The sequence below is a fragment of the Sorangium sp. So ce296 genome (assembly GCF_051529605.1).
GTDB classification, from domain to species: Bacteria; Myxococcota_A; Polyangia; order Polyangiales; family Polyangiaceae; genus Sorangium; species Sorangium cellulosum_D.
Genome location: NZ_CP150325.1, coordinates 9,860,877 through 9,886,173 on the forward strand (window position 1 = coordinate 9,860,877; position 25,297 = coordinate 9,886,173).

21 protein-coding genes and 2 pseudogenes are annotated in these 25,297 nt (G+C 73.3%); 8 read left to right on the top strand and 15 right to left on the bottom strand.

Going from position 1 to position 25,297, the window contains the following annotated elements; translation table 11 throughout:
* Positions 1–11 precede the first annotated feature (11 nt).
* From WME98_RS36555 to WME98_RS36575, 5 genes and pseudogenes are all read right to left on the bottom strand, one after another.
* The gene (locus WME98_RS36555; protein WP_437946282.1) at positions 12–608 is read right to left on the bottom strand and encodes a hypothetical protein; all 597 of its coding nucleotides are present in this window, start codon (positions 606–608) and stop codon (positions 12–14) included.
* Positions 602–1,906, bottom strand: a complete 1,305-nt coding sequence (locus WME98_RS36560; RefSeq protein ID WP_437946284.1) for a PilW family protein — start codon at positions 1,904–1,906, stop codon at positions 602–604. Before WME98_RS36560 ends, WME98_RS36555 begins: the two co-directional genes overlap by 7 nt.
* Positions 1,903–2,508, bottom strand: a complete 606-nt coding sequence (locus WME98_RS36565; protein ID WP_437946285.1) for a type IV pilus modification PilV family protein — start codon at positions 2,506–2,508, stop codon at positions 1,903–1,905. The genes WME98_RS36560 and WME98_RS36565 overlap by 4 nt, the downstream gene beginning before the upstream one ends.
* Positions 2,505–3,044, bottom strand: a complete 540-nt coding sequence (locus WME98_RS36570) for a pilus assembly FimT family protein (protein ID WP_437954059.1) — start codon at positions 3,042–3,044, stop codon at positions 2,505–2,507. The genes WME98_RS36565 and WME98_RS36570 overlap by 4 nt, the downstream gene beginning before the upstream one ends.
* Positions 3,045–3,338, bottom strand: a pseudogene (locus tag WME98_RS36575) (hypothetical protein); the annotation flags it as partial. It lies immediately after the preceding gene.
* 137 nt (positions 3,339–3,475) lie between these two features.
* Here WME98_RS36575 and WME98_RS36580 point away from each other — a divergent pair.
* Positions 3,476–4,495, top strand: a complete 1,020-nt coding sequence (locus tag WME98_RS36580; protein ID WP_437946286.1) for a DUF6599 family protein — start codon at positions 3,476–3,478, stop codon at positions 4,493–4,495.
* Positions 4,496–4,620: 125 nt separating this feature from the next.
* Here WME98_RS36580 and WME98_RS36585 read toward each other — a convergent pair whose 3' ends face one another.
* From WME98_RS36585 to WME98_RS36600, 4 genes are all read right to left on the bottom strand, one after another.
* Complete coding sequence (locus WME98_RS36585; RefSeq protein ID WP_437337276.1) at positions 4,621–5,337, bottom strand: peptidylprolyl isomerase; 717 nt, start codon at positions 5,335–5,337, stop codon at positions 4,621–4,623.
* Positions 5,338–5,387: 50 nt separating this feature from the next.
* Positions 5,388–6,236 carry a MaoC/PaaZ C-terminal domain-containing protein gene (locus WME98_RS36590; protein WP_437946288.1) on the bottom strand — a complete coding sequence of 283 codons (849 nt, stop codon included), beginning with the start codon at positions 6,234–6,236 and terminating at the stop codon, positions 5,388–5,390.
* 123 nt (positions 6,237–6,359) lie between these two features.
* Positions 6,360–7,196 (bottom strand): hypothetical protein, encoded by an 837-nt coding sequence (locus tag WME98_RS36595; protein WP_437946289.1) that lies wholly within the window; start codon positions 7,194–7,196, stop codon positions 6,360–6,362.
* A gap of 10 nt (positions 7,197–7,206) precedes the next feature.
* Positions 7,207–9,639, bottom strand: coding sequence for a serine/threonine protein kinase (locus tag WME98_RS36600; protein ID WP_437946290.1), 2,433 nt, complete (start codon positions 9,637–9,639; stop codon positions 7,207–7,209).
* 125 nt (positions 9,640–9,764) lie between these two features.
* Here WME98_RS36600 and WME98_RS36605 point away from each other — a divergent pair, with 125 nt between their 5' ends.
* Together WME98_RS36605 and scpB are read left to right on the top strand one after the other, a co-directional pair.
* Positions 9,765–12,080 (top strand): segregation/condensation protein A, encoded by a 2,316-nt coding sequence (locus WME98_RS36605; protein ID WP_437946291.1) that lies wholly within the window; start codon positions 9,765–9,767, stop codon positions 12,078–12,080.
* On the top strand, positions 12,067–13,884 hold the full coding sequence (gene scpB / locus WME98_RS36610; protein WP_437946292.1) for an SMC-Scp complex subunit ScpB: 1,818 nt from the start codon (positions 12,067–12,069) through the stop codon (positions 13,882–13,884). Before WME98_RS36605 ends, scpB begins: the two co-directional genes overlap by 14 nt.
* Before the next feature lie 42 nt (positions 13,885–13,926).
* Here the strand turns inward: scpB and WME98_RS36615 are convergent, their stop codons facing one another.
* Positions 13,927–14,271, bottom strand: coding sequence for a helix-turn-helix domain-containing protein (locus tag WME98_RS36615; protein WP_061626783.1), 345 nt, complete (start codon positions 14,269–14,271; stop codon positions 13,927–13,929).
* Positions 14,272–14,348: 77 nt separating this feature from the next.
* On the opposite strand from WME98_RS36615, the gene WME98_RS36620 reads away from it, so the two are divergent.
* The 3 genes and pseudogenes from WME98_RS36620 (at position 14,349) to WME98_RS36630 (ending at position 16,774) form a co-directional block, all read left to right on the top strand.
* Positions 14,349–15,944 (top strand): lamin tail domain-containing protein, encoded by a 1,596-nt coding sequence (locus tag WME98_RS36620; protein ID WP_437946293.1) that lies wholly within the window; start codon positions 14,349–14,351, stop codon positions 15,942–15,944.
* Between the two features lie 200 nt (positions 15,945–16,144).
* Positions 16,145–16,255: pseudogene (locus tag WME98_RS36625) on the top strand (DNA-binding protein); the annotation flags it as partial.
* A 39-nt stretch (positions 16,256–16,294) separates the two neighbouring features.
* On the top strand, positions 16,295–16,774 hold the full coding sequence (locus WME98_RS36630; RefSeq protein ID WP_437954060.1) for a DNA-binding protein: 480 nt from the start codon (positions 16,295–16,297) through the stop codon (positions 16,772–16,774).
* A gap of 272 nt (positions 16,775–17,046) precedes the next feature.
* On the opposite strand, the gene WME98_RS36635 is transcribed toward WME98_RS36630, so the two are convergent.
* Both WME98_RS36635 and WME98_RS36640 read right to left on the bottom strand, forming a co-directional pair.
* Positions 17,047–18,411, bottom strand: a complete 1,365-nt coding sequence (locus tag WME98_RS36635) for a TldD/PmbA family protein (RefSeq protein WP_437337284.1) — start codon at positions 18,409–18,411, stop codon at positions 17,047–17,049.
* 172 nt (positions 18,412–18,583) lie between these two features.
* Positions 18,584–19,336: a hypothetical protein gene (locus WME98_RS36640; protein ID WP_437946295.1), complete on the bottom strand. Its 753-nt coding sequence runs from the start codon at positions 19,334–19,336 to the stop codon at positions 18,584–18,586.
* Positions 19,337–19,581: 245 nt separating this feature from the next.
* Between WME98_RS36640 and larB the strand changes: the two genes are divergently transcribed.
* On the top strand, positions 19,582–20,334 hold the full coding sequence (larB, locus tag WME98_RS36645; protein WP_061622021.1) for a nickel pincer cofactor biosynthesis protein LarB: 753 nt from the start codon (positions 19,582–19,584) through the stop codon (positions 20,332–20,334).
* A gap of 368 nt (positions 20,335–20,702) precedes the next feature.
* Positions 20,703–21,827 (top strand): nickel pincer cofactor biosynthesis protein LarC, encoded by a 1,125-nt coding sequence (gene larC / locus WME98_RS36650; RefSeq protein ID WP_437946296.1) that lies wholly within the window; start codon positions 20,703–20,705, stop codon positions 21,825–21,827.
* A gap of 108 nt (positions 21,828–21,935) precedes the next feature.
* Here larC and trxA read toward each other — a convergent pair whose 3' ends face one another.
* From trxA to WME98_RS36665, 3 genes are all read right to left on the bottom strand, one after another.
* On the bottom strand, positions 21,936–22,577 hold the full coding sequence (trxA, locus tag WME98_RS36655) for a thioredoxin (RefSeq protein ID WP_437337287.1): 642 nt from the start codon (positions 22,575–22,577) through the stop codon (positions 21,936–21,938).
* Between the two features lie 197 nt (positions 22,578–22,774).
* Positions 22,775–23,770: an ABC transporter permease gene (locus WME98_RS36660; RefSeq protein WP_437337288.1), complete on the bottom strand. Its 996-nt coding sequence runs from the start codon at positions 23,768–23,770 to the stop codon at positions 22,775–22,777.
* On the bottom strand, positions 23,767–25,296 hold the full coding sequence (locus WME98_RS36665; protein WP_437946298.1) for an ABC transporter permease: 1,530 nt from the start codon (positions 25,294–25,296) through the stop codon (positions 23,767–23,769). The genes WME98_RS36660 and WME98_RS36665 overlap by 4 nt, the downstream gene beginning before the upstream one ends.
* Position 25,297: the final 1 nt, after the last annotated feature.

A 25,297-nucleotide genomic window follows, 5' to 3' on the forward strand; every position in this document is an offset into this window, starting at 1 on the left:
GCTCCGGTTCGTCACTTCGAGCAGAGGATATCGGCAACGACGGACAGGGATTCCTGGCTGCCCGCCTCTTCCATGACCGCGCCGTTCGGCCAGGCGATGAGCCGCGCGTTCATGGTGACCGTGCAGTAATCGGCGCTCACGGCGTTCGGGCCGCCCTGGTCGCTGCCGGCGCGATTGCCTATCGCGGGCTTGATCTTGTCGGTGATCTCCACCTTGGCGATCCACGCGACGTCGGCGCGGCCGAGGCTCCCCGGCACCTCGGGCGTGGGCAGCTCCACGAGATCCTCCGCCGCGTCGAACGTGTGCGGGTAGAACGACCAGCACGGCTCGGTGCTGATCGAGCAGTTTGTCGATTCCGTCGGGGCGATGGCGTCCAGGCCGCCGTTCTGCTCGATCTCGGCGAGCGCGAGCTGCATCGCGTACTCGGCGAGGTAATGCGTCTGCGTCATCCGGCGCTCGTGGCCGGTGGCGATGGTCGACAGCGTGGCGACGTTGGCCGCGAACAGGCCGATGGCCATGAGCATCGTGATGACCAGCACGACGATGAACACGGCGGCGCCCCGCTCGTGGGCGCGCCGGCGGGATCGGGCGATGCTTGCGTTCACCATTTGACGTAGGCCTGGTTCGGGAGCGCGACGTCGGCGTAGAGCGTGCGCATCCGGGCGTAGGTGGTGCCGCCGAGGATGTCGGGGATCAGGAACCTGAGCCTGCGGCCGTCGGAGCGCTCGGGGAAGCCGACGTCGCGGTCGGGCGCCCGGGTGCGGGTCGAGAGCCGGATCTGGACCGACCGCACGCGCTGCGGGGCGGCGGTGCTCAACTGATCGAGCGGGGAGGCGACGTTGTACACGGCCGGGTTGTCGGTCGACATGATCGGAAGCCGCTGGATGAACGGGTCGGTCACGCTCAGATCGGCGCTCTCCTCCGCGACGGAGATCCCGAACTTGAGATCGACGGCGTACTCCGCGACGAGCTCGAGCGTCTCCGGGATCTCGTTGTTCTGATCGTCGAGCTCGACCCGCACGAGCTCGGTGCGGCCGTCGTCGCCGGTCTGCGCCCCCGCGATCGGCGCGACGAGGGGGGCGTAGGGCGTGTCTTTGCCGACGAGGCTCCGGATGTTGTAGCGGACGCGGTTGACGACGTTCACCCATCCGCCGTCGCCGGTGGCGCCGCCGGGGGTCACGCCGCACCGGCCGAGCCCCGAGAGGATCGGCAGGCCGGGAGACGGCTTGAGGGTGATGGCGATGAGGTTGGGCGGATTGCCCTGCACGTTGGTGCTATGGATGACCCCGTAGAGAAACTGGGTCTGGCCTCGGACCATGACGCGCAGGATGCGGTTCGGCGCGAAGATCTGGGATAGCCCCTGTCCGCTGCCGTTCGCGCGCTGGAGCGTGCGCTGCACGGCGGCGCTGTTCGGGTTGAGCTGGACGACCAGGGCGCCGCCCGCGTCGCTGATGCTCCTGAACTCGAAGAGCTCGTTGCTGCTCAAGCTCCCGCCGATGATGATGGAGTCCGGATACAGGTCGTTGGCGGCGCTCTGGGCGAGCTCCGCCCCGCCCTCGACGTACGATCCTTGCCGCCGGATCGCGATGCCCGCGAGGAGAGTCAGGCCGAGCGGCTCGGGCTGGACCTGGCAGACCTCCGGATCGACGCGGATGTTGGGCGTCGAGAGGTACGCGGCGCGCTGCAGGTCCGCGGCGAGCCGGTTCAGCCCGACGGTCGCGGCGAGGTGCGAGGCGGACGCCCTCGCCTCGTTCTGGAAGAAGCGCGTCGCGTTCTTCGAGAGAAGGAACGCCGCCAGCGACACGACGAGGCCGGCGGCCATCGCCACGAGCAGCTCCACGAGCGTGAAGCCCCGCTGTCCTGCGGCGCGCGCCCGCGCGGGGGAAGTGCGGCGATCCGTCGTCATCGTCGGTCCTCGCTCGTGTTCCGGAGGACGCCGGTCGTCACGTAGACCGCGCCGAAGCGCTCCGGATGCTGATCGACGTCGACCGGGTCGATCGTGCAGTCGATCGGGTTCCCGTTGCGCTCCCAGATGACGCGGATCTCGGCGCGGATGAGGCTCTCCCAGAGCCGCGTCCCCGTCGCGGGGTGGGTGAACTGGCGGAAGCGGACGTGCGTGCAGAACGCGGGCTCCGACCCGTCGCCCAGGTGGATGTCGGTCCCGAACACGTCGGCGCTCGGCGCCCCGAGCGCGTCGACCCGCGTGGGCGTCACCTTCGCCGGGAACGGGCTGGCGGTCGTGAGCCTGAGCCACTGGGTGTCGCCGTCGAGGTCGGGGACCCGCCGGGGCTCGTTCCACTGGAGCGCGTCCACCCGCAGCCGCTCCGCCCAGGTCATGGCGATGTTGTTGGCGATCGCGATGTTGCGCGCGTTCGTGTTGCTGATGAGCGTGGCCTTCTGCAGCGCGAGCACCCCGGTGGCGCCGATGGCGAGCACGCCGAGCGCCGCCATGACCTCGATGAGCGTGTAGCCGGAGCGCCCCGCTCGCCTCACCCGCGCCGCGCTCACAGGCCGAGCCTCGCGACGCCGTTCGGCGGGACGAAGACCGAGCGCAAGAGGCCGGTCCTCGTGTTGGTCACGTTCACCCGGATCGCGCCGAGCAGCGGCACGAAGTCCCCGGAGGCCGCATAGCGCACGTACGTCCGGCCCCTCGGCGTGAAGCAGATGTCGGCGTGCGCGCGCACGGCGCCATCGGGGGCGGTCGGATCGCGGAGCTCCACGGCCGCCAGCTCGACGCCCGCCGTTTGCAGCGTCGTGACGGGGTCGGTCAGGGCGGGGTTCGTCCAGTCGGCGATGCTGCGGCAGCTCGTCGCGATGAGCGAGCCGGCGGCGATGTTCTGGACCCGCGCCTGCCGCACCTCGAACAGCCCCGTCGCGGCCGTCCACCGCACGAGCACCGCCGCCCCGCGGCCGATCGCCTGGTAGCGCGCGAGCCGGTAAAGGCCGCTGATCTCCATCGCGGTGCGGTTCACGCGGCGATCGCGCATGCCGTTCACGAAGCTCGGCGACGCGGCGGCCGCCAGGATGCCGATGAGGACGATCACCGCGAGCAGCTCCGGCAGGGTGAAGCCGCGCCCGTTGCGGCGGCGCCGCGCGCGCTCTCGCGGTGACGACGCCCGCGGTCGATCGGGATCTCGAAGAGGAGGTCGCGAACAGGGGAAGGGACGCACCAGAGGGCCGGCAAAGGCAAGCCGCATGCCCTCGGCGATGCGCGCTAAACCATGGATTTGCATGATGAATCTCTCAAAGCGGTCCGGGACGGGCGCTAACGATTGCGGCGCTATGAAAAAAGGTGCAAGGCGAACGGGCCATGCGATTCCCGCCGGAAAGGTGTTCATCGAGAGTCCCGTCTGCCCACGGCGCGCCTGTCGCGTGCGGCGAAAGGCCCCGGCGCTTCCGCGCCGGGAGCTGTGCGCTGCTCGCGGGCGCGCTCGCGGCCGCGCTGTCCGCGGGCTGCAGCAAGAAGGAGGAGCCCATGGGCGCGCCGCCGCCGCCGCCGCCGGCCGCGAAGCCGGCCGCGTGCGCGGACGGCGGCGGGACGATCAGCGACGCGGCGAGCGCGCCGTTCTTCCCGCGCATGACGGGCGGGTTCTGCCTCGACCCGAACGGCGCCGAGAAGACGTTCGGCGAATCGGCGCCCCTGCCGCTCGACAGCATCTGCGACATGTTCGACGGGGAGTGCGAGATCTACAAGGGATTCGGGGTGCGGCGGGTGGTCGAGGCGCGCTACGTGAGCGGCGCCGGCGGCTCGGCGACGGTCGACGTGCACCTCTCGAAGTTCGGGTCCACCGAGGGCGCCTACGGGATGTTCACGAAGCGCACCGTGGGCGACGGCGACCCCGCCGACGAGGCGACGCCGCGCCAGATCGACGGCGGCGGCGCGGCCGCGATGGGGGTCGGGAACGCGTACCTCTGGCGCGGGCAGTACCTCGCCGAGATCACGTACAACGACGAGGCGCTGGCCGAGGCGGCGCTCAAGTCGTCGAGCGAGAAGGTCCTGCCGGGGCTCGTGAAGGAGATGGGCTCGAAGCTGCCCGGCGAGCCGTCGCTGCCGCCGGCGGCGGCGGCGCTCCCCAAGGACAACATGATCCCGCTCGGGGTCCGCTACGAGACCAAGGACGTGCTCGGGGTCGACGGCGCGGGGCCCGGCGCGTTCGGCTACTACAAGGAGGTCGACAAGCGCTACCGGGTGGCCGCGATCGTGCGCGCCGACGTCGATCAGGCCAAGGACGTGCTGTCGACGCTGGCGAAGCTGCCGGGCGCCGTCCGGGAGAAGGGCATCGGCGACGGCTCGGTGCGCCTCATGCACAAGGAGGGCGAGAGCCCCGCCACCGAGTGGATCTTCGCCCGCGCCGACAAGACCGTCTACGGGGTCGGCGACGAGGCCCGCGTGCTCCGCAGCGGCATGACGGCCGACGAGCACGCGAAGCTGACGCTGACCAAGGAAGAGAAGTCGGCGAGGCTGAAGAAGATCGTCTCCGCGCCGGCGCGCTGAGCGCGCGAGCGAGCGGGTCGCTCACGGCGCTGCGGCGCGCGGGCCGGCAGCGCTGCGGCGCGCGGGCCGGCGGCGCTGCGGCGCCGTTCGGGCCTGCGGCGCCGCGGGCCGGAGGCGCCGCGCGCTCACTGCGTGCGGAGGATGACGTGGAAGCCGAACGGCGTCTCGACGAGGTCGCTCACCTCGCCGACCTTGATCTTCTCGAGGCCCGTCTGAAACTCCGGGACCATCGCGCCCTTCGGGAACTTGCCGAGGTCGCCGCCGCGCCGGTCCGCGCCCGGCTCGTCCGAGTACTCCTTCACGATGTCCGCGAACTTGCTCGGGTCGGCCTTGGCCTTCGTCATGGCCTCGGTCGCGCGGGCCTTCGCCTCCTCCTTCGTGCGCGTGATCGTCGCGGGCGCGCGCCGGCTCCCCTGGTACATGACGAGCAGGTGCTTCGCGCCGAACATCTCCCGGGGCGGCTGCGCCGACTGCGCCGGACGGGGCGTCGGGGCGGGCGCGGGAGGCGCGGCGGCGGCCGTGTGCGCGTGCTCGTCCGGCTCCGGGGCGACAGGGGCGGCGAGGCGAGCGAGCGGCGTCTTGTTGAACATGCCGAAGAAGCCGAGGAGCCCGATCAGCACGAGCGCGCTGAGCACCGCGTGCGGCGTCCACCAGTACGCATCTTCTGGATCGGCGCCGTCGTCGTCCGCGTCGTCGTCGTCGTCGTGCGCGTGGCCGCGTCCGCGGACCGCGGTGGCCTTCGCCTCTTCCTCCTCCCCGTCGTCGTTGCCTTCGTCGGTCGACTCGTCCTCGTCGAGGTCCTCGTCGTCCTTGGCCCTGTCCTTCTCGGTCGTCTTGCTCATATCGCTTCCCTGATCCGGGCCTCGGCCTTAGCACGCGGCCGCGCCGGCCGTCAGCCGATCTCCGCCCACGCGCTCGTGAGCACGGGATCGGGGCGCTCTTTGACCGAGGTCACCAGCGCGACCTTGCCGCCCTCGAGCATGTAGCCCCGCGTGATGAGGGTGTCGCCGGGCCAGACCGGCTTGCGGAACTGCGCGCCGTAGGCCCGCAGCCGGCTCGCGTCGCCGCCCGCGGCCTTCTGGATGATCGCGCGCGCCGCGAAGCCGTACGTGCAGAGGCCGTGCAGGATGGGGCCCTGCGCGAAGCCCGCCTTCGCCGCGACCTCCGGGTCGGCGTGGAGCGGGTTCTCGTCGCCCGAGAGCCGGTACAGGAGCGCCTGCTCGGGCGTGGTCGCCTGCTCGACGACCCAGTCGGGCTCGCGGTCCTTCGGCGCCGAGGCCGCAGGCTCGCTCTGCGGCGGGCGCGGCCCGCCGAAGCCGCCGACGCCGCGCACGATGATCGACCACACCGTGTCGAAGAGCGGCTCGTCGTCGAGGGTCGTCTTCGTCTCGACGATCACCTGCGCGAACTTCTTGAGGTCGTAGATGCCGGACACGGTGGCGGTGGTGAACAGCGTCCCGCTCGTCGGGAGCGGCCGGTGCACGCGGAGCGTCTGGCCGCCGTGGACGATGAGCGGCAGCTCGGCCCCGGCCGCCTCGAGCGCCGCGAACACGGCGTCCTGCGAGGGGATGACGCCGAACGTGGGGTAGACCTTCATGCCGCCCGGCACGCCCTCGTAGAGGTACTCGAGCTCCTCGCGACGGGCGCCGATGCCGAGCGCGTAGGTGGCCAGGGTCTTCCAGTTGAAGGTGAAGGCGCTGGGCTTGGTCGTGTGGCCGACCGTCGAGAGATTCAGCGGCATCGGGGGGCTCCTCGCAGGATGGAAACGGTCGAGGAGGCGTACAGACCTGGCGATGTCGCGTCAACTGGCGCACGCCGCGCGGGCGCCGCTGGCGCGCGCGCCGGGGCCACCCCGCGCGCGGGATCAGAGCGCGACGCGATAGGCGATGAGCACGCCGATGTTGAACATGTCGACGCGCTCGGAGAGCGACGCGCGATCGCCGGTCGGCGAGATCTTGCGCTGCTCCGGGAGGAACCAGCTCGAGTAACGAAGATGGCTCCCGACGCTCCAGTTCTCGGCGAACGCCCAGTCTCCTCCGATCGCGAGCCCCGCGGCGACCCCTTCGGTGCCGATCGTCGCTGCCCTGGGACCGACGTACGCCGTGTCCGAGTACGGGTTGCGATCGGCCTCGACCGACCAGGAGTCGTTGACGACGACGCCGCCGACGGTCGCGCCGACCCACCACTCCGTCATGGGCGTGCGGAGGGCGTAGTAGCGGAACACCCCGTCGAGCATGAAGTAGCGGCGCGAGTGATCGCGCTCGAGGCTGCTGGCCCCGTACGCGGCGTCGGTGCTCAGCGACGCCGCCCAGAAGATGCCCGCGCCGAAGCCGATGTCGCCCCAGCGGTAGAGGTTGTGGATGCCAAAGGAGACGCTCGTCTCGCCCTGCTCGCACGCCTCTGGGGCCAGGACGGGGCAGACGTCGGCGCCGGGGAGCGTCATCACGCCGCCGCTCATCTCGACCATGGTGTAGGGGCGATCGCGCTCGCGCGCGGCGGCGGCGCGGCGGGCCGCCCTGCTCTCGTCGGCGCGGCCGGGGGCCGCGAAGAGGAGCAGGGCGAGCGCGGCTGCGCCCGCTGCGCCCGCGGCGCGGCGCTTCGAGCGGGCGCTGTGTCGGCGCGGCGGCGCTGCTCGGTCACCCTCCCCAGCGCGGACGTTGGTGGGCGCGCGCGACGTCGGGTACCAGCCGCCTCGATTCACCTTCGTCGAATTATAGCCACGGACCGGTCGACGAGGGGAGCGGCGAGGAGCCCTCTGTGGGCAGCGGGGGCGGCGACGGCGGCAGGACCGGCGCGTCGCTGGCCGGCGGCGGGGCGGCGCCGGCCTTCGCGGGCGCGCCTGCGCCTCCCGACGCAGGCGGCGGGGCGGCGCCGGTCTTCGCGGGCGCGCCCGCGCCTCCCGACGCAGGCGGCGGGGCCGGCGCGCCGCGGGGACCCGCCGCCGGCGGCTGGCCGGGGGTCGAACCGCGATCGCCGTCCGGCGCCGGACGGCGCGGGGGCGGCCGGCGATCCGGGCCGGCGTTCCGGAGCCCGCTGCTCTGCGGGGAGACCTGCGGCGGCGGCTCTTCGGGGGCGTCGCTCGGCGGGGCCGAGAGCTCGGCGACGAGGTGCTGGGCCGTGGTGAGCTCCGGGTGCAGCTCGATCGCGAGCTTCGCCAGGCGGATGGCGCCGGGCCTGTCGCCGGCGTACTTCCGCCCGAGGGCGTCGGCGACGACGCGCTCGGCGGACTCGCGCCGGAGCGCGACAAGCCGCGCGTCCCTGGGCCACCGCGCGAGGGCCTGCGCGATGATGTCCTTCACGTTCTCGCCGGGCGGCGTGTCCCACGCGTGCCTGCCCATGCAGTCGCGCGCGCGGTCGATGTGCCCTTCCAGGGAGTCTTGGGCGGTCTTCCCCCCGAAGGCGCCGAGGTGCCGCCCGCCGAGGAACGCGACGAGCCCCACCGCGCCGGCGCACGCGAGGAGCGCGGTGGCGCGGGCGATCACCGCGCGGCGGGGGAGCTGCGGCGGCGCGGACGCGACGCCCTGCATGGTCGACGGTGCGGGCGCGGAGTCGCGCGCGGGGTCGATGCCGAGGCCGACCGCCGTCCGCGCGGGCTCGTCCGGCGCGCCGCTGAAGTCCGCGCTGCTGAAGGAGGAGCGCTCGACGCCGCTCGCTCGGGGCGACGAGGCGCGCTCCGCGTCGCTCGCCGAGGAGCGCTCGACGCCGCTCGCTCTGGGCGACGAGGCGCGCTCGCCGCCGCTCGCGGAGTACCGCTCGACGCCGCTCGCGGAGTACCGCTCGACGCCGCTCGCGGAGTACCGCTCGCCGCCGCTCGCGGAGTACCGCTCGACGCCGCTCGCTCGGGGCGACGAGGAGCGCTCCTCGTCGCTCGTCGAGGCGGGATCTTCCTCGTGGCGGGGCGACGCGGGGCCGCCGTAGAGCGCCGACTCGCTCGACGGGAGGAGCGGATCGAGGTCGCTGACGCGGGCGCTCTCCAGCGTGGGCGCGGCGATGCCTCCGATCTTGGCGGCGAGCGCGGGGGAGAGGTCGAGCGACTTGGTGCGCGACTTCGACGCCAGCTTCATGACCGCGCTGGCGCGCAGGAGCCCGGGCTGGGCGGCGATCTCGTCGGGGTCGAGGCCGCTCGCGCGCACGGCGAGGGCGAGATCGCGGCCGAGGGCGCGCGCGTCCGGGGCGCGGTCCGAGGGCTTCTTGGCGAGGTTCTGCATCACGACCTGCGCGATCGGCGCGGGCACGTAGCTCGAGCGCGCGATGCTGCGCAGGTCCGCCGGCGGGGCGTGGGTGTGCTGGACGAGCAGCGCGACGGGCGAGTCGCCCTCGAACGGCGCGCGGCCGGCGAGGCACTGGTAGAGCATCGTGGCGATCGAGTAGACGTCCGCGGGCGGGCCGACCCGCTGCCCCTCGGCGCCTTCGGGGGAGATGTACTTGGCCGTGCCGAAGATGAGCCCGGCCTGGGTGGTCATCGCCTTATCGGCCCAGTCGAGGCGGGCGATGCCGAAGTCGAGCACCTTCACGTAGTCCGGGTCCTCGCCGCGGCGGACGAGCATGATGTTCTCGGGCTTGAGATCGCGGTGGACGATGCCCTGCGCGTGCGCCTCGCCGACCGCGTCGCACACCTGGAGGATGACGTGGAGCGCCCTCGGGAGCGGGAGCGCCTCGCTCTCGCCCGCCGTGCCGGCGGCGGCGAGCGCCGAGAGCAGCGAGATTCCGTCGAGGTGCTCCATGACGAGGTAGAGCTCGCCGCCGATCCTGGCGTCGGCCGTGGCGGGGATGCTCCCGGTCATGAGCACCTGGACGACGTTCGGGTGGACGAGCCGGCTCGCGATCTTGGCCTCGCGGTGGAAGCGGCTCACGAGCTCGGCGTTGCTGCTGAGCTCGCGGTGGAGGACCTTCACCGCCACGTCGCGCTCGATCCCTGCCTGGAAGGCGCGGTAGACGCGGCCCATCGAGCCGATGCCGATGAGGTGGCGGACCTGGATCTGCCCGCCGAGGGTGAGGCCCACGTACGGATCGCGCTCGGCGGCGCCCAACGAGGCGCTCTTGCGCGAGCTCGCGAGCGGGGTGCCGTCGCGCGGGCAATACAGCACGCCCGCGTCGTAGCGCTCACCGCACGAGGGGCAGCTCTTCGCGGGGGACGGCTTCATCGACCGCGCTGATCCTAGCACCGCTCCCGCCACAAATTCTCGGAGGGAGCGGCGTTTCGGCGCGTCGCGCCGCCGGGGGACGCTCGGGCGTGGACCGACCGGCGCCTTGCGACTACGGTCGCGGCGTGAGCGGTTCCAAGGCGGGCGCAGCGAGGGCGCGCGGCGGCAAAGGGCGTGGCAACGCGGGCGCCGCACCTGCGCCCGCCGCCGGCCGGGGCGCCGCCGCTACCGCGCGCGCCGCCTCGCCCGCCTCGCCCGCCCGGGAGGCCGCCTCGGCCCGGGAGGCCGCCTCGGCCCGGGAGGCCGCGTCCCGGGCCGAGGCGGCGGCGGACGCGGGGCCGCGGGAGGGCGAGTACGTCGTCACGCTTCCCACGTTCGAGGGGCCGCTCGACCTGCTGCTGCACCTCATCCAGCAGCACGAGCTCGACATCCTCGACATTCCCGTGAGCTTCGTCACGGAAAAGTACCTCGAGTACCTGAAGCTCATGCGCTCGCTGTCGATCGATCTTGCGAGCGAGTACCTCGTGATGGCGGCGACGCTGGCGCACATCAAGTCGAAGATGCTGCTGCCGAGCGTCCCTGCGGGGCAGGACGACGACGGGATGCCGGGCGAGGAGGAGGATCCGCGGGCCGAGCTCGTCCGGCGGCTCCTGGAGTACCAGAAGTACAAGATGGCCGCGGCCGATCTGGCCGAGCGCGGCACGCTGGGGCGGGACGTGTTCACGCGCGGCATGAGCGAGAGCGAGGTGCCCAAGGGCCCTGCTCCGTTCGCGTCGATGCAGATCTTCGGCCTGCTGGACGCCTTCGAGCGGGTGCTGAAGCGGACGAACGTCCAGATTGATCACGAGGTCGTCTTCGATCGCATCAGCATCACGGATCGCATCGTGGAGCTCACGGAGAAGCTCTCGGCGCGGCGGTCGATGCGCTTCGAGGATCTGCTGCTCGACAGCGTCTCGAAGGGGGGCGTCATTCCCCGCTTCGAGGTGGTCATCACGTTCCTGGCCGTGCTCGAGATGTGCAAGCTGAGGCTGATCCGGGTCCACCAGACGGACCCGCTGGCGCCGATCCACATCCAGCTCTCGGTGCCGGACGGCACGCCTCCGGCGGATTTCGAGGTCGACGAGGGGGCGCCGTCGGCGGAGCGGGTCGAGGCGGCCGGGGGCGACGAGGCGGGCGCGCCGCCTGCTGCCGGCGAGGGTGATGGAGCGGAGGTCGCGAGCGTGGGGGGCGGCGAGCTCGCGGAGCCGGAGCTCGTGGAGGCGGCGGAGCCGGAGCTCGTGGAGGCGGCGGAGCCGGAGCTCATCGAGGCGGCGGAGCCGGAGCTCATCGAGGCGGCGGAGCCGGAGCTCGTGGAGGCGGCGGAGCCGGAGCTCGTGGAGGCGGCGGAGCTGGGGCTCGTGGAGGCGGCGGAGCCGGAGCTCGTGGGGGCGGTGGAGCTGGGGCTCGTGGAGGCGGCGGAGCTGGTCGAGCCCGTGGAGGACAGGAATGTCGAGGCGGAGGTGCCTGAGCCGGCGGCGGCTGCGGAGGCGCCTGAGCCGGCGGAGGCGCTTGAGCCGGCGGAGGCGCCTGAGCCGGCGGAGGCGCCTGAGCCGGCGGAGGCGCTTGAGCCGGCGGAGGCGCCTGAGCTTGCGGCGGTTGCGGAGGCGCCTGAGCTTGCGGAGGCTGCGGAAGCGCCGAGCGAAGAGTCGGCGTGGCCGGGTATGGCCGCGCCCTTGGAGCACAGGAGCGTCGAAGTGGAGGCGCCCGAGCTTGCGGAGACTTCGGAGGCGCCCGAGCTTGCGGAGACTTCGGAGGCGCCCGAGCTTGCGGAGACTTCGGAGGCGCCCGAGCTTGCGGACGCTTCGGAGGCGCCCGAGCTTGCGGACGCTTCGGAGGCGCCCGAGCTTGCGGACGCTTCGGAGGCGCCCGAGCTTGTGGAGACGTCGGAGGCGCCCGAGTTTGCGGAGGCGCCCGAGCTTACGGAGGCGCCGAGCGAAGAGCCGGCGTGGCCGGAGGTTGCCGAGCCCGTGGAGGCCATGAGCGTCGAAACAGAGGCGCCTGAGCCTGCGGAGACACCGAGCGGAGAGCCGGCGTGGCCGGAGGTTGCCGAGCCCGTGGAGGCCATGAGCGTCGAGGCGGAGGCGCCTGAGCCTGCGGAGGCTACGGAGGCGCCGAGCGAAGCGGCGATGTGGCCGGAGCTGACCGAGCCATCGAGCGGCGAACCTGCAGGGCCGGACCGGGCCGAGCCGGCGGAGGAGACGAGCCGCGCGCACGAGCTCGTGGGGGGCGAGCCAGCGGCCGAACCAGACGCCGGTCCCGCCTTGGAGCAGACGGAGCGCGATGCGGCCGCGGATCCGAGCGACTTGCCGGCCTCGGAGGAGGCCGCGACACCGCCGGAAGAGGCTGCGCCGGCGGAAGAGGTGGATGAGGTAGACGCAGGGAGTGGCCGTGACGGTGGCTGATGCCGCGGCGAAGCGGCGGCGCGTGGCGAAGACGACAGGACAGGGCGCGCCGGCGCAGCTGAGGGCGGCGGCGCACGCGTGGCTCGGCGGAGCGAAGCGGTCACGAGGAGCGAAGAAGGAGCCGCGGGCGCCGAGGACGCCGGGGCAGGGCGCGCCGGCGAAGGCGAACGCGCAGGGCACGCCGGCGCGTCTGCGGGCGGCGGCGTACGCATGGCTCGGCGGAGCGAAGCGGCCGAGGGCGGCGAAGAAGGAGCCGCGGGCGCCGAGGACGCCAGGGCAGGGCGCGCCGGCGAAGGCGAACGCGCAGGGCACGCCGGCGCGTCTGCGGGCGGCGGCGTACGCGTGGCTCGGCGGAGCGAAGCGGCCGAGGGGGGCGAAGAAGGAGCCGCGTGCGCCGAAGACGTCGGCGGAGGGCGCGCCGAGGACGCCGGGGCAGGGCGCGCCGGCGCGGGCGAGCGGGCGGGGCACGCCGGCGCGTCTGCGGGCGGCGGCGTACGCGTGGCTCGGCGGAGCGAAGCGATCGCGCGGCGCGAAGAAAGAGCCGCGCGCCCCCAGGGCGACGCGGCAGGATCCGCTCGCTCGCTTCCGCGCAGGCGCCTGGTCCCAGCTCGGCGATCCTGCGCGTCGCGCCGATGCTCCCGTCCGGAGCGCGACCTCGGGGCCCGCGCAGGTGCCCGGGCTCTCTGCGGTCGCGCGCAAGCATCTGAAGGGCGTGCTGGAGGCGCTCATCTTCGTGGCGGAGCGACCGGTGCCGGCCCGCGAGCTCGCGCGTTCGGCGAACGCAGAGCACCGCGTCGTGCGCGAGCTCTTGGCCGAGCTCGTCGCGGAGTACGACGGGCGGGGGTTCCGTCTGGACGAGGTCGCCGGAGGGTACGTCTTCCGGACGAGCCCCGCATTCGCGCCGTTCGTTCGCGAGGTGACCGATCAGAAGCCGGTCAAGATGTCTCGCGCCCAGACCGAGACGCTCGCGATCGTGGCCTACCGGCAGCCGATCACGCGGCCGGAGATCGACGAGATCCGCGGCGTCGATTCCGGCGCGGCGCTCAAGTCGCTCCTGGAGCGAGACCTCGTGAGGATCCTGGGCAAGAAGGACGAGCCCGGGCGCCCGATGCTGTACGGCACGACGGCGCAGTTCCTCGAGTTCTTCGGCCTGAAGGCGCTCGGCGAGCTGCCGACCCTGCGCGAGTTCACCGAGCTGACCGAGGAGTCGCGACGCGCCTACGAGCGCGAGCTCGGCGAAGAGCCGCCGGAGACGGCGGTGGCGACCGCGGGACAGGAGAGCTTCGCCGGCGCGGAGGGATCAATCCGGACGACGGTCGCCACTGCGGCCGAGGATCTACCGGAAGACGTCGGCGTGTCGCCTACTGCGCCGCGGGAGGGAGATGTTGCGATGGAAGCCATGGAAGATCACGTGCGTGAGGGGAGCTCGGTCGTTGGGGAGGATGCTGGGGCTGTCGAGAAGGCCGCCGTCCGGCGCGACAACCCTGCCGAGGAGGATGCGTTGCGCGACGAAGAGGACGAAGAAGACGAAGACGAAGAGGACGAAGACGAGGACGAAGAGGGCGAGGACGAGGAAGACGGCGAAGGGGGAGACGAGGACGAAGAGGGCGAGGACGAGGAAGACGAGGACGACGAGGACGAAGAGGACGAGGACGAGGACGAGGACGAAGAGGGCGAGGACGACGACGAGGACGACGAGGAAGAGGAAGACGAGGACGAAGAGGACGAGGATGAAGAGGACGAGGACGAAGAGGACGAGGACGACGACGAGGACGAGGACGAGGACGACGACGAGGACGACTGATTCGTCATCTCCTCCTGATCCTCAGGCCCATCGGCCCGTCGCTCACGACGGTGGGGCGTCCATCGGATCCGGATAGGTGTCGGCCAGCTTCATCGCTGCGCTCCTCAGCTCGGGGTGGGCGAGGAGCTTGCGGAAGAGCCGCCAGAGCTCGGGGTCGGAGAGCAGCTGGAGCGGCGAGGCGGCCGCCTGCTTCTTCTTCTTGCGAGGGATCGCCTCCGGACCTTTGCGCCGCAGCTCCTCCATCATGCCGACGAAGCGCTTGGTCGGGAACAGGTCGCCGTGCTCCCAGGCGAGCACCGTCTCCTGCTCGATGCCCAGCGCTCCGGCGAGCTCGCGGGCCGTGCACCCAAGCTCCTGCCGGAGCTTCTTGATGTCCTCGGGGGCCATGCGAGGCGAGGGTAGCGGCCTCGAAAAAAAAAGCGACGTCGAGCAACCGGCGGCGAGCTCCTGCCGAACTCCGCGTCATGACCCAGCACCCGCCGACTCGCCCCTCGTGCACCCCCCGCGCTCGCCGCGCCCTGCCGCTCGCGCTCGCGCCGCTCGCGGCCTCCGCCCTGTCCTGCGCGCCGGAGCTCGCGGCTCCCCCTCGCTCCCCGCCTGACGAAGAGGACGCCGAGCTCGCCGACCCCGCGGACGCGGGCCCCGAGCTCCACATCGAGCCCGAAGCGCCCCTGCATGCCGCGCCGCCGGTGCTGCGGCTGCGGGTGCGCCTCCCGGGCGCCTCGCTCGAGGGCGTCGATCCTGCCCGTGCGCTGGTCGTCCGCGGCAAGGTCGGCGCGGCGCACCTCCGCCAGATCGAGCAGGGCGAGCTGTCGAAGGCGCTCTCGGCGCGCGTCGTCCCGTCGATCGCCTGGCTGGACGGCACGCCCTCGGGGGATCTCACGCTGACCGTGGCGCCGCTCGTCCCGCTCGCGCCCGGCGAGACCTACGCCGTCGCGAGCGGCAGCCCCGTCTTCTCGCACCACCTCCAGGTCGCCGCGGAGGGCTCGCCCCCCGTGCTCCCGCGGATCTGGCCGCCGCCCGACGCCGGGGCGAGCCTCGGCCTCGGCGTCTGGTGCGGCGATGCGCCGCTCCCGGAGACGATCGCCGCGGCGACCCTCGAGCCGAGCGGGCCGGCGGGCAAGCTGCGCCGCGGCGCCGTCGAGGGCATCGGCGCCCGCTGCCTGCGCTTCGAGGGGGAGTCGCCCCCAGCGCCGGGCGAGGGGGACGAGCTGCGCCTCGTGGGCCCGCCCGTCGCGTTCGACGGCGAGCCGGCGGCCGTGAGCCTCGATCCGCGTCCGTTTGCGCTGGAGTCGGAGCCCCTCTCCGCCGTCGCCGCGGCGTGCGCGCCGGACGAAGTGCCTCTCGGGCCGGGGTGCGCCCAGGTCGCCGACGATCGGATCCGCGTCCGGTCGGCGGACGCGCCGCTGCTCTGGGCGATCGCGGGCGAGGGGCTGGACGAGGTCCTCGCCCTGCGACCGGGCGAGCCGTTCGTCCTCGGGCCCTTGCCGCCCCTCACCGCCGTGGAGCTCGCCATTGCCACCGTCGACAACGCCGGCCGCATGGAGCGGCGGACGTTCTCGGCCATGACGCGCGAGCCCATGCCCCACGTGATCATCAACGAGGTACTGGCAAATCCTGTCGGGCCGGAGCCGGGGCAGGAATGGGTCGAGCTCTACAATGATGGCGATGTCCCAGCTGACCTTACAGGGTATGTGTTGGCCGATGTGGGCGGAGAGACCGAATTGCCTTCCATTTCGCTGGCGCCCGGCGCGTACGCGCTGGTCGTCAACGAGGGATTTATCTCCGATGATGAGCTCGATCCCCCGGCTCCTCCGGAGGCGCTCCTGCTCCGGGTGCCAAAACTTGGCAACCATGGGCTGTCGAACTCGGGAGAACCGCTCAAATTGATGGATGGAGGAGGTGCAGTCTTGTCCAGGTCGCCCGCCATGCCCGAGCCGAAAGCAGGGATGAGCCTGGCCCGCGTAGGGCCGCGCGCTCCCGACGGCTCGGCTGGCTCCTTCGTGACCAGCTGGCCGACGCCCGGGCGCGTGAACATAATGAACCAGGACATCCCCTGAAGGATGGGGAGTTTGCCTCCGTACAGGGCGATCTCTCCGAGGGGCAGAGAAAATTCGAGCAAAGCGGGTGACGGACCCGTCTGTGAGAGCTAGGTTTCAATCGAGTAGACAGACGGGTGGGGGGGGCCGCCACCTGAGGAGACGCTGCCGCGCTGTGAACGCGAGCTGTGCGGCAGGTGCCTTTCGCGTGGAGTTCGGCGATGGCTGGTGTTCGTGAGAAGCTGTTGACCGCATCCGACCTCGCAGCCCTGTGCGAGGTCGACTTGAAGACAATCCATAATTGGGTGGATCGAGGGAGGATTGCCCATTTCCGTACGCCAGGGAGACACTTGCGCTTCAAGGCGGCGGATGTGGCCGAGTTCCTCCGTGCATGGGGCTATTCGGTGCCCCGGGAGCTCGCCAAGGCGACCTCCAAGTCGATGATGGCCATCGGCAGCAAGGACACGATGGCCCACGTGGCGCGAGCCCTCGGGGAAGGCGTGCCCATCCGGCACGCGAGCCACCCGTATGACGCGCTGATCTACGCGGGGGCGGACCCCGCGGACGTGTACATCATCGACGTTCGGGCCGTGTCCGGCGACGTGGACGTCACCTCCCTCTTCGAGGCGCTCCACCGAGCGAACTCGCAGGGGACGTTCGTCGCGCTGTCGGACGAGCCGATCAGCCTGCCCTCGTTCGTGGGGAGGATCGGCCGCAACGACGCGCAGCAGCTAAGGGCATTCCTGATGCCTGAAGCGGCCGCGCAGCCGGGAGCGCCCCTCCAGGCGAGCGCCGGCGCAGCCTCGGAAGAGCCGCCGCGGAGCCTGGCCGCAGGCGGATCCTCGCGCTGAGCGAGGGCCCCGGCCGTCCTACGCCCAGCTCAACGGCTGGGCGAGGACGGCCGCGGGCGACGGAGGAGAGCCCGCCACCGAGCGCAGCACTGCAGCACGACCCGCTGAGGACAGAACCCCCCTCCGCAGCGCAACCTGGGGCCGGTTGAAGGGTCGCTCGCAACCCAGCTGCCGAGTCCGCTTCTGCGCTTTCCTGGATGAGCTGAAGAAGAAGAGGTCGAGGAGCGCGGGCCGCGCCGCGGACACGCTCTGGCGACGGCGGCCGAGCTCGCTCAGCTGCCGGCGATGGTCATGGCGGAGACCCGGAACGTCGGAGATGACGTCGCCGTCCGGAGATCGAGGTCGTTCCCGACCGCGTCGATCCGCTGCAAGAGCTCGTCGAGGTTCAGCGAGATGGTCACCTCGCTGACCGGGTGGGTCAGCTCACCGTTCTCGATCCAGAAGCCGGCGGCGCCGCGGGAGAAATCGCCGGTCACGGCGTTGAAGCCGAAGCCCATCATCTCGGTGACGTACAGCCCGCGCGGCGTGGAGCGGACGATCTCTTCCGCCGGCGTGGAGGTGGGCTGCAGGATGAAGTTCGAGGTCGACGGGCCCACGCCGCCGCCGGCGCCGCGCGAGGCGCTGCCGGTCGAGGGGCGCTTGAGCTTCCGGCCGCTGTAGCTGTCGCAGAGGTAGGTCTTCAGGATGCCCTGCTCGACCACGACGTTGCGCCTGGACGGGAGGCCCTCGCCGTCGAACGGGCGCGAGCCGGGCGCGCGCGGGAGCAAGGGGTCGTCGACGACGGTGATGAGATCGCTGGCGACGCGCGTCCCCTCGCGGCCGATGAGGTAGCTCGACTTGCGCCAGATCGAGCTGCCCATGAGGCAGGAGCCGAGCAGACCGAGCATCGAGCGGGCGACGTCCGGGTCGAAGACGACGGGCGCCTCGCAGGTCGGCACCTTGCGGGCGCCGAGCTTGCGCAGCGTCCGGCGGGCCGCCTCGCGGCCCACGGCCTCCGGGGCGTCCAGGTCCGCGAGGTGGCGCCGGGCGGTGAAGTAGAAGCCGCGGCGCTTCTTGTCGTCGCTGTCGTCGGCGACCGGGGAGACCACGAGCTGGGCGTACGAGCCGGCGACGCCGCCGCGGAACCCGCCGGACAGGACGAGGGCGTAGGCGCCCGCGCTGCGCGAGAACGTCGCGCCCTCGCTGTTCGTGATGCGGGGGTCGGCGTCGCGCGCGGCCTGCTCGCCGCGGCGCGCGAGGTCGATGGCCTGCGCGGCCGTGACCTCGCCGCCCGAGGGATCGTAGAGATCGAGCGCGGGGAAGTTCCCCTTGGCGATGAGCTCCGGATCGGCGGGGCCGGCGAACTCGTCCTCTTGAGAGATGTCGGCGAGCTCCAGCGCGTCCGCGACGAACCGATCGAGGCCGCGGGGCGTGAGGTCGGAGGTCGAGGTCAGCGCGACGCGCTGCTTCTTGATGATCCGCATGCCGAGGCCCTTGTGGACGGCCTCCTCGACGAGCTCGGGCTCGCCGAGCCGCACCTTGGTGGTGAGCTCGGAGCCGGAGCGGGCGATCGCCTCCGCGACGTCGGCGCCGCCTTTCCTGGCGCGGGTCACCACCTGCTCGGCCAGCTCCATCAGTTCTTCGATCTGACGATCCATGCGGGCTCGTTCGGACATGAGGCGACAGGGTGGAGGAGCGCGGTGGCTCCGTCAACGCGGTGACGCGGCGGGCCGGCCGCCGCGACGGTCCGTCGACGCGGTGACGCGGCGGCCGCGCGGCCGCGGCGGTCCGCCGACATGGTGACGCGGCGGCCGCGCTCGCGGGTGCGCCTCAGCCCGGCCGGTTCGAGCGGTCACCCTTGCCGAGGCCGAGCCGGCGCTGCGGGCGCGTCGAGGCGGGCCGGGGCGGCTCCACCGCTGGAGCCGGCGCGCTCGGGACGGCGCGGGGGCGCGGGCCGGCGGGGGGCTCACCCTTCTGTCCGCCGCCCGGCGGCTCGCGCCGGAGGAGGGCGCTCACGGTGACCGCGAAGCCGGCGGCGAGCATGGTGTGCATCCAGAGGAGCGCGTAGCCGAGCGGACCGCCGGTGATCGGATGGACGCCGAAGTCGCCCTCGACCTGCCGGTAGGTGCCGTCGAGCGCGAGGCGCCGGGACAAGGCGAGGACGGCGATCAGGGCGATCGCGAGCGGCGCGCCGGCGAAGACGGCCAGCGCGCGGATCGAGCGCTGCGCGGTCGGACGGCCGCCGGCGCTCGCGGCGAAGCGCTGCGCGGCGACGAACCCGGCGGGCACCGAGGCGGCGTCGAGGAGGAGCAGCACGAGGTCGACGGCGGACGGGACCCGGCGGGTGTCGACGAGGTACGCGAAGCTCCAGTCGGGCGCGAACACGAGGAAGTAGGCGCAGACCGGGGCGAAGACGAGGACGGCGAACAGGGAGACGAGGGCGAGCGGCCGATCGGGCGGGCCGGACGCGAGCCGTGGCTCCGCCGCGCGCAGCGCGCCTGGGCGGTGAGGGGCTGCTGCGCTGAACCATGCGAGCAGCGCGCCGAGAGCAAAGCCGACGAGGGGAGCGACGAAGGCGGGCACGCGGCGCGGAACGTAGTCCTGTCGCCCCCTCCTGTGCAAAGAGCCTGGAGAGTTTGCGTGGAGCGGCACAAGGAAGGGAGGGGAGCGCGCCGGGATGGCGCGCCCGAGGACGGCGCGCCGAGCGAGAGGAGCGCGCGCCGAGCCGCCGGACGCGCACGGCCGGGCGCTCCACGGGACCGGGGGGAACGGGCGGCCGGGGCGGAACGTTTGCTCTGGCGGCGCCGCCGCGCTAAGCGGCTGCGCACATGGAGCCGCGCCTCGTCCGGGACATGCTTGAGCGCGTTCGCACCGGCGAGCTCGCCGTCGAGGAGGCGCTCGAGGCGCTCCGAGGCCTGCCTTTCCGGGATCTGGGCGTCGCGACGGTCGATCACCACCGCGCCCTCCGGCAGGGCGTGCCCGAGGTGATCTTCGGCGAAGGGAAGACCCCCGAGCAGATCGCCCTGATCGCCCAGGAGATCTCGGGGGCCGGGCAGAACGTGCTCGTGACCCGGGTCGACGCCGCGAAGGGCGCGGCGGTGGCGTCGCTCTTGCCCGCGTTTCGCTACGTCCCCCTGGCGCGGACCGGCACCGTCGAGGTCGCGCCGACGCCGAAGCGCGCCGCCGGTCCGGTCGCGGTCGTGACCGCGGGCACGAGCGACGTCCCGGTCGCCGAGGAGGCCATCGAGACGCTGCGCGCCGTGGGGCTCGAGGCGAAGCGGCTGTACGACGTGGGGGTCGCGGGGCTGCATCGCTTCCTCCATCGCGTCGAGGAGCTGCGCAAGGCGTCCGCCGTGATCGTGGTCGCGGGCATGGAGGGCGCGCTGCCGAGCGTGGTCGGCGGGCTCGTGGCGGCCCCGGTCGTCGCGGTCCCGACGGCGGTCGGCTACGGCGCGGCCCTGGGCGGCTTCACCGCGCTCTTCTGCATGCTCACGTCGTGCGCCTCCGGCGTCGCCGTGGTCAACATCGACAGCGGCTTCGGCGCGGCGATGGTGGTGCACCGCATGTTGCCGAAGGAGTGAGCGCTCGACGAGCGCGACCGCGGGAGCGCCGCGAGGCACAGACGCCGGGCGAACGGAGCAGGCGAGACATGGGACACGGGCACGATCACGACCATGCGCATGGGCACGGTCACGACCACGCGCACGGGCACGACCATGCGCATGCGCACGACCACGCGCACGGGCACGATCACGACCACGCGCACGATCACGACCATGAGCACGGTCACGATCACGGTCATGCGCACGGTCACGATCACGACCACGCGCACGACCACGGCCACGATCACGCGCAAGGGCACGACCACCCGCGCGCGCCGCTCCTCGAAGAAGGCGCGGGCGCCGGCAAGATCCTGTTCTTCGATGCCTTCAGCGGGATCGCCGGCGACATGACCATCGCCGCGCTGCTCGATCTCGGGGTGCCGCTCCTCGTCATCGAGCGCGCGGTCGCGGCGCTGCCCATCGAGGGGTTCCACCTGCACCGCGGGCACGCCCACCGCAGCGGCATCGTGGCGACCTCGTTCGACGTGCACGTCGAGGCGCCGCAGCCGGAGCGCACCTACGGATCGATCGACGCCATGCTCGCCGCGGCGCCGCTCGATCCGCCCGTCGCCGCGCTGGCGCGCCGGATCTTCCGGCGCCTCGGGGAGGCAGAGGCCGCCGTGCACCGGATCCGCCTGGAAGACGTGCACTTCCACGAGGTCGGCGCCGTCGACGCGATCGTCGACATCGTGGGCACCGCCGCGGCCATCGTGCACATCGGGGCGGAGGTCGTCGGATCGCCGCTGCCCATGGGGCGCGGGTTCGTCAAGGCGCGGCACGGGATCCTCCCGCTGCCGCCGCCCGCCGCGGTCGCGTGCCTCCGCGGCGTCCCGACCTACGGTGTCGACCTCGACGCCGAGCTGGTCACGCCCACCGGCGCGGCCATCATCTCCGCGCTGGCGACCCGGTTCGAGCGCTGGCCGACGTTCGCGCCCGACCGGATCGGCTTTGGCGCCGGCCAGCGAGAGCTCCCGGACCGCCCCAACCTGCTGCGGGTCGTCCTGGGGACGCGCTCGGGCGGGGAGGAGAGCCTCGGCAGCGCGTCGCACGTGATCGTCGAGGCCAACGTCGACGACCTCACCGGCGAGGTGGCGGGGCACGCGATCGAGGCGCTGTTCGCGGCAGGCGCGCTCGACGCGTGGGCGGCGCCGATCACGATGAAGAAAGGGCGGCCCGCGCTGACGATCGCGGCGCTCGCCGCCGCCCCCCAGGCCGACGCGGTGGCGACGGCGCTGCTCCGCGAGACGACCAGCATCGGGCTCCGGAAGATCCCGGTCGCCCGCACGGAGCGGCCGCGGCGCATCACCACCGTGAAGACCGCGTACGGCGCCATCCGGGTGAAGATCAGCGAGGGGCCGTTCGGGCCGCCGCAGATCAAGCCGGAGTTCGACGACTGCGCCGCGGCGGCGAGGACCCACGGCGTCCCGGTGCGCGAGGTCGTCTCGGCGGCGCTCGCGGCCGCCAAGGGGTGACGCGACGGCCGCCGGTCGCTGACGCCGGCGGCGACGCCACGCCACGCCTCGGCGCGCGCGCGCGCCGGGCCGACGGCCGCGCTCACCGGAGAGGGCGGACGCGCGCGCTCAGTCGGGGCGCTCGATCGGCAGCGCCTCGGCCTCCCACGCGAGGAAGCCCCCCTCGAGGAACGCGACGGGGACGCCCTCCTCCGCGAGCTTCGCGGCCACGTCCTTCGACTTGTCGCCGGAGCGGCAGTAGAGCACCGGCGCGCCGGTCAGCATGTGGAGCTCGGCGAGCCGGCCCTCGATCTCCTCCAGCGGGATGTGCACCGCGCCGGGGATGTGGGCGCGCCCGTAGGCGGGGCCCTCGCGCGTGTCGACGGCGACCACCTGGCCCTCGCGGATCAGCTGCGCCAGCTCGGCCGCCCGGATGGCGCCCTCGGCGCGCGGGAGGAACGGATCGAGGAGCTCGCGGAGCTGCTTGCGGTTGAGGACGCCCTGCTCCGCGGCCGCCGGGCGGCCCCGGTGAAAGACCATGAACGTCGGGACGGCCTGGATGCGCAGCATCGTGGCGATGCGCTTCGACTTGTCGATGTCGATCTTGACCACCTTGGCCTTGCCCTCGAGCTCGCGCGCGATGGCGTCGACCTCCGGCGCGACCGTTTTGCACGGCCCGCACCAGGTGGCGGTGAAATCGATGAGCACGGGCAACTCGCTGCGGAGCACCTCGCGCTCGAACTCCTGCTCGCTGATCTCGGGAACGGCCATGGCGGGCGAATTCATAGCGGGCCTTCCCATCGAGATCGAGTGGCGCGAGGCCCCCGCCGCCGAGATCGCGCGGATGAGGCCGATTTCGCGAAATCCCGGCGCGACCTCGGCGCGCGGCCGGCGCCGGGCGGCGGGCGCAGCGGAGACGGCCGCGGGCGCGTCGCCCCGCCGCGCGCGTCGCCCCGCCGCGCGCGCCCTCAGCGCGGCGTCCGCGAGCGCACGGTGCGCGCGTCGACGGCGTCGCGCAGCGCGTCGGCGATGAGGTACGAGCCGCCGACCGTCGCCAGGAGCAGCAGGCCGGGGAGCACGAGCAGCCGGATCTCGCTCGGGTGCCGCGCCGCCTGGCCCAGCGTCTCCCCCCACGACGCCACGCGCGTGGGCGCGCCCATCCCGAGGAACGAGATCGCCGCCTCGAGCAGGACCACGGACGCCACGCCGAGCACCGAGCTCACGATCGTGGGGCCGAGCGCGTTCGGGAGGATGTGGCGGTAGAAGACGCGCAGCCGGGTGCTGCCGAGCGCGCGCGCGGCCATCACGTACTCCTCGCTCGAGGCGCGCAGCACCTCGGCGCGCACGAGGCGCGCGATCTCCGCCCAGCGGACGAAGGCGACCGCGAGCACCAGCGACAGCGCCGAGGGCTCGCGCTCGATGGCGCGCACGATCGCCACGACGAGGATCGCCGGGAAGGTGTCGACCGTCTCGACGAGGCGGACGAGGCCGTCGTTCCAGAAGCCGCGCAGCGTGCCGGCGAGCCCGCCGAGCACCACGCCGAGGAACATGCCCACGAGCACCGCGCTGAGCGACAGGCCGAGCGCGGTGCGCGCGCCGTAGATCAGCCGCGCGGCGAGATCGCGGCTCTCGAAGTCCGTGCCGAGCGGGTGATCGAGCGAGGGCGACGCGTTCGGGCCGGCGTCGGTGCGCTGCTCCGGGCCGTAACGGATGGGCGGCCAGATCGCGACGCCCACCTCGAAGCGCACCCGGAGCTCGGCCTCGGTGAGCGACTCGAGCTCCGCGGCGTCGGTGACCGCGGGCAGGATCTCGGCGCCGTCCGGCCCGAGCCGGGCGATGGGCGCAGGGGCGGCGAGCAGCTCGGCGAAGATGGCGAGCAGCGCGAGCACGCCGAGCAGGACGGTGCCCGCGGCCACGCGCTTGCTGCCGACCATCCGGCGGAGGAACGCCGCCGCGTGCGTCACGCGCCGCTCCTCCGCGAGAGCACGGCCGGGCCGAGCCGCGGGTCGACGAGCACGTACGCGAGATCGGTGACGATCACGCCGAGCGCGGCGATGCCCGCGGCGCCGATGGAGATGGCCATGAGCCAGCTCACGTCGCGCGCCTGCACGGCGAGGAGGGTGAGCTCACCGAGGCCGTGGAGCTCGAAGACGCGCTCCACGACGAAGGCGCCGCCGAGCGCCATCGGCGGCTCGAGCATCGCGAGCGTCACGACCGGGAGCACGGCGTTGCGCAGCCCGTGGACGGCGATGGCGCGCGCGGCGCCGGCGCCGCGCGCCCGCGCGGCCCGGATGAAGTCCTGCGTGAGCACGGCGACGAGCGCCGCGCGCTGCTGACGCGTCGGCGCGGCGATGAGCGAGAGCGCGATGAGGCACGTCGGCAGGAGCAGCGAGCGCGCCCCGCCCGTGAGGAGCGCGGCGGCCACGGCCACGACGGCGGTCGGGAGGACCGCGAGCGTGAGCACGGCGGCCGCGATGGCGGAGTCGCTCCGCCGCCCGCGCGAGGCCGCGCTCAGCGCGCCGAGCGGGACGGCAACGGCGTAGGCCAGGGCGATCGCGCCGAAGACGAGCGTGAGCGTGACCGGCGCGCGCCGCTCGAGCTCGTCGAGCACCGGCTCGCCGGTCGCCGCGACGCCGAGGCGGTGGGTGACCGCGCCGAGCGCCCACTTGCCGTACCGCGTCTCCAGCACCGTCGCCGCGAGCCGCGCCGGGCCGGAGAAGACCTCGAAGTCGCTGCGGTAGACGTTCCAGAACGACTTCCACCGCGTGACGCACGCGCGCGCCTCGGCGAGGTCCTCGCCCGGCGCGATCCGGTCGTCGATCTCGGTGATGTGGGCGGCGACGTCGACGAGGGCGCGCGCCTGCTCGAGCGCCGCCGCGTCGCGCGGCGGCTGGAGCGCGGCGATCACCGGCTGCAGGGCGAACGTGTCGAGCTCGAGCAGCTCGGCGGCGCGCGACTCGGAGCCGTAGCGGACCAGGCGGCGCACCGCGCTCCGGACCGACGCGCTCCGGAACTCGATGCCGCGGTCGTCCCAGAAGCGCGTCCAGAAGGCGACCGCGTGCGCCGGGTCCGCGGCCTCGTCGGCGCGCGGCAGGCCCATCCGCGCCGCGACCGGCGCGAGCGCGAGGGCGACGCGGGTGCGCGGCTCGGGCGCGAGCGCGTCGAGCGGCAGGATGTGCGGCAGCGCGGCGCCGCCGAGCCGCCGCAGCTCGTCGGCCGCGGCGGCCGCGCCGTCGCCGCCGGCCGCGACCGCCCGCACGGCCGCGAGGGCGCGCAGGCGCACGTCGCGCGGCTCCAGGTTGATGAAGCGCGGGAGGTCGAGGAAGCGCTCCCGGCGCAGCCGCGCGAGCTCCGCGCTGGAGAGCGAGCTGGCGAGGAGCGGATCGTCCGTGGGATCCGGGACGAACGAGAGCACGAAGAACGTCAGCAGCGAGACGCCGACGAGGGTGGGCAGCGTCCAGAGGAGCCGTCGGAGCGCGTGGCGGAGCATC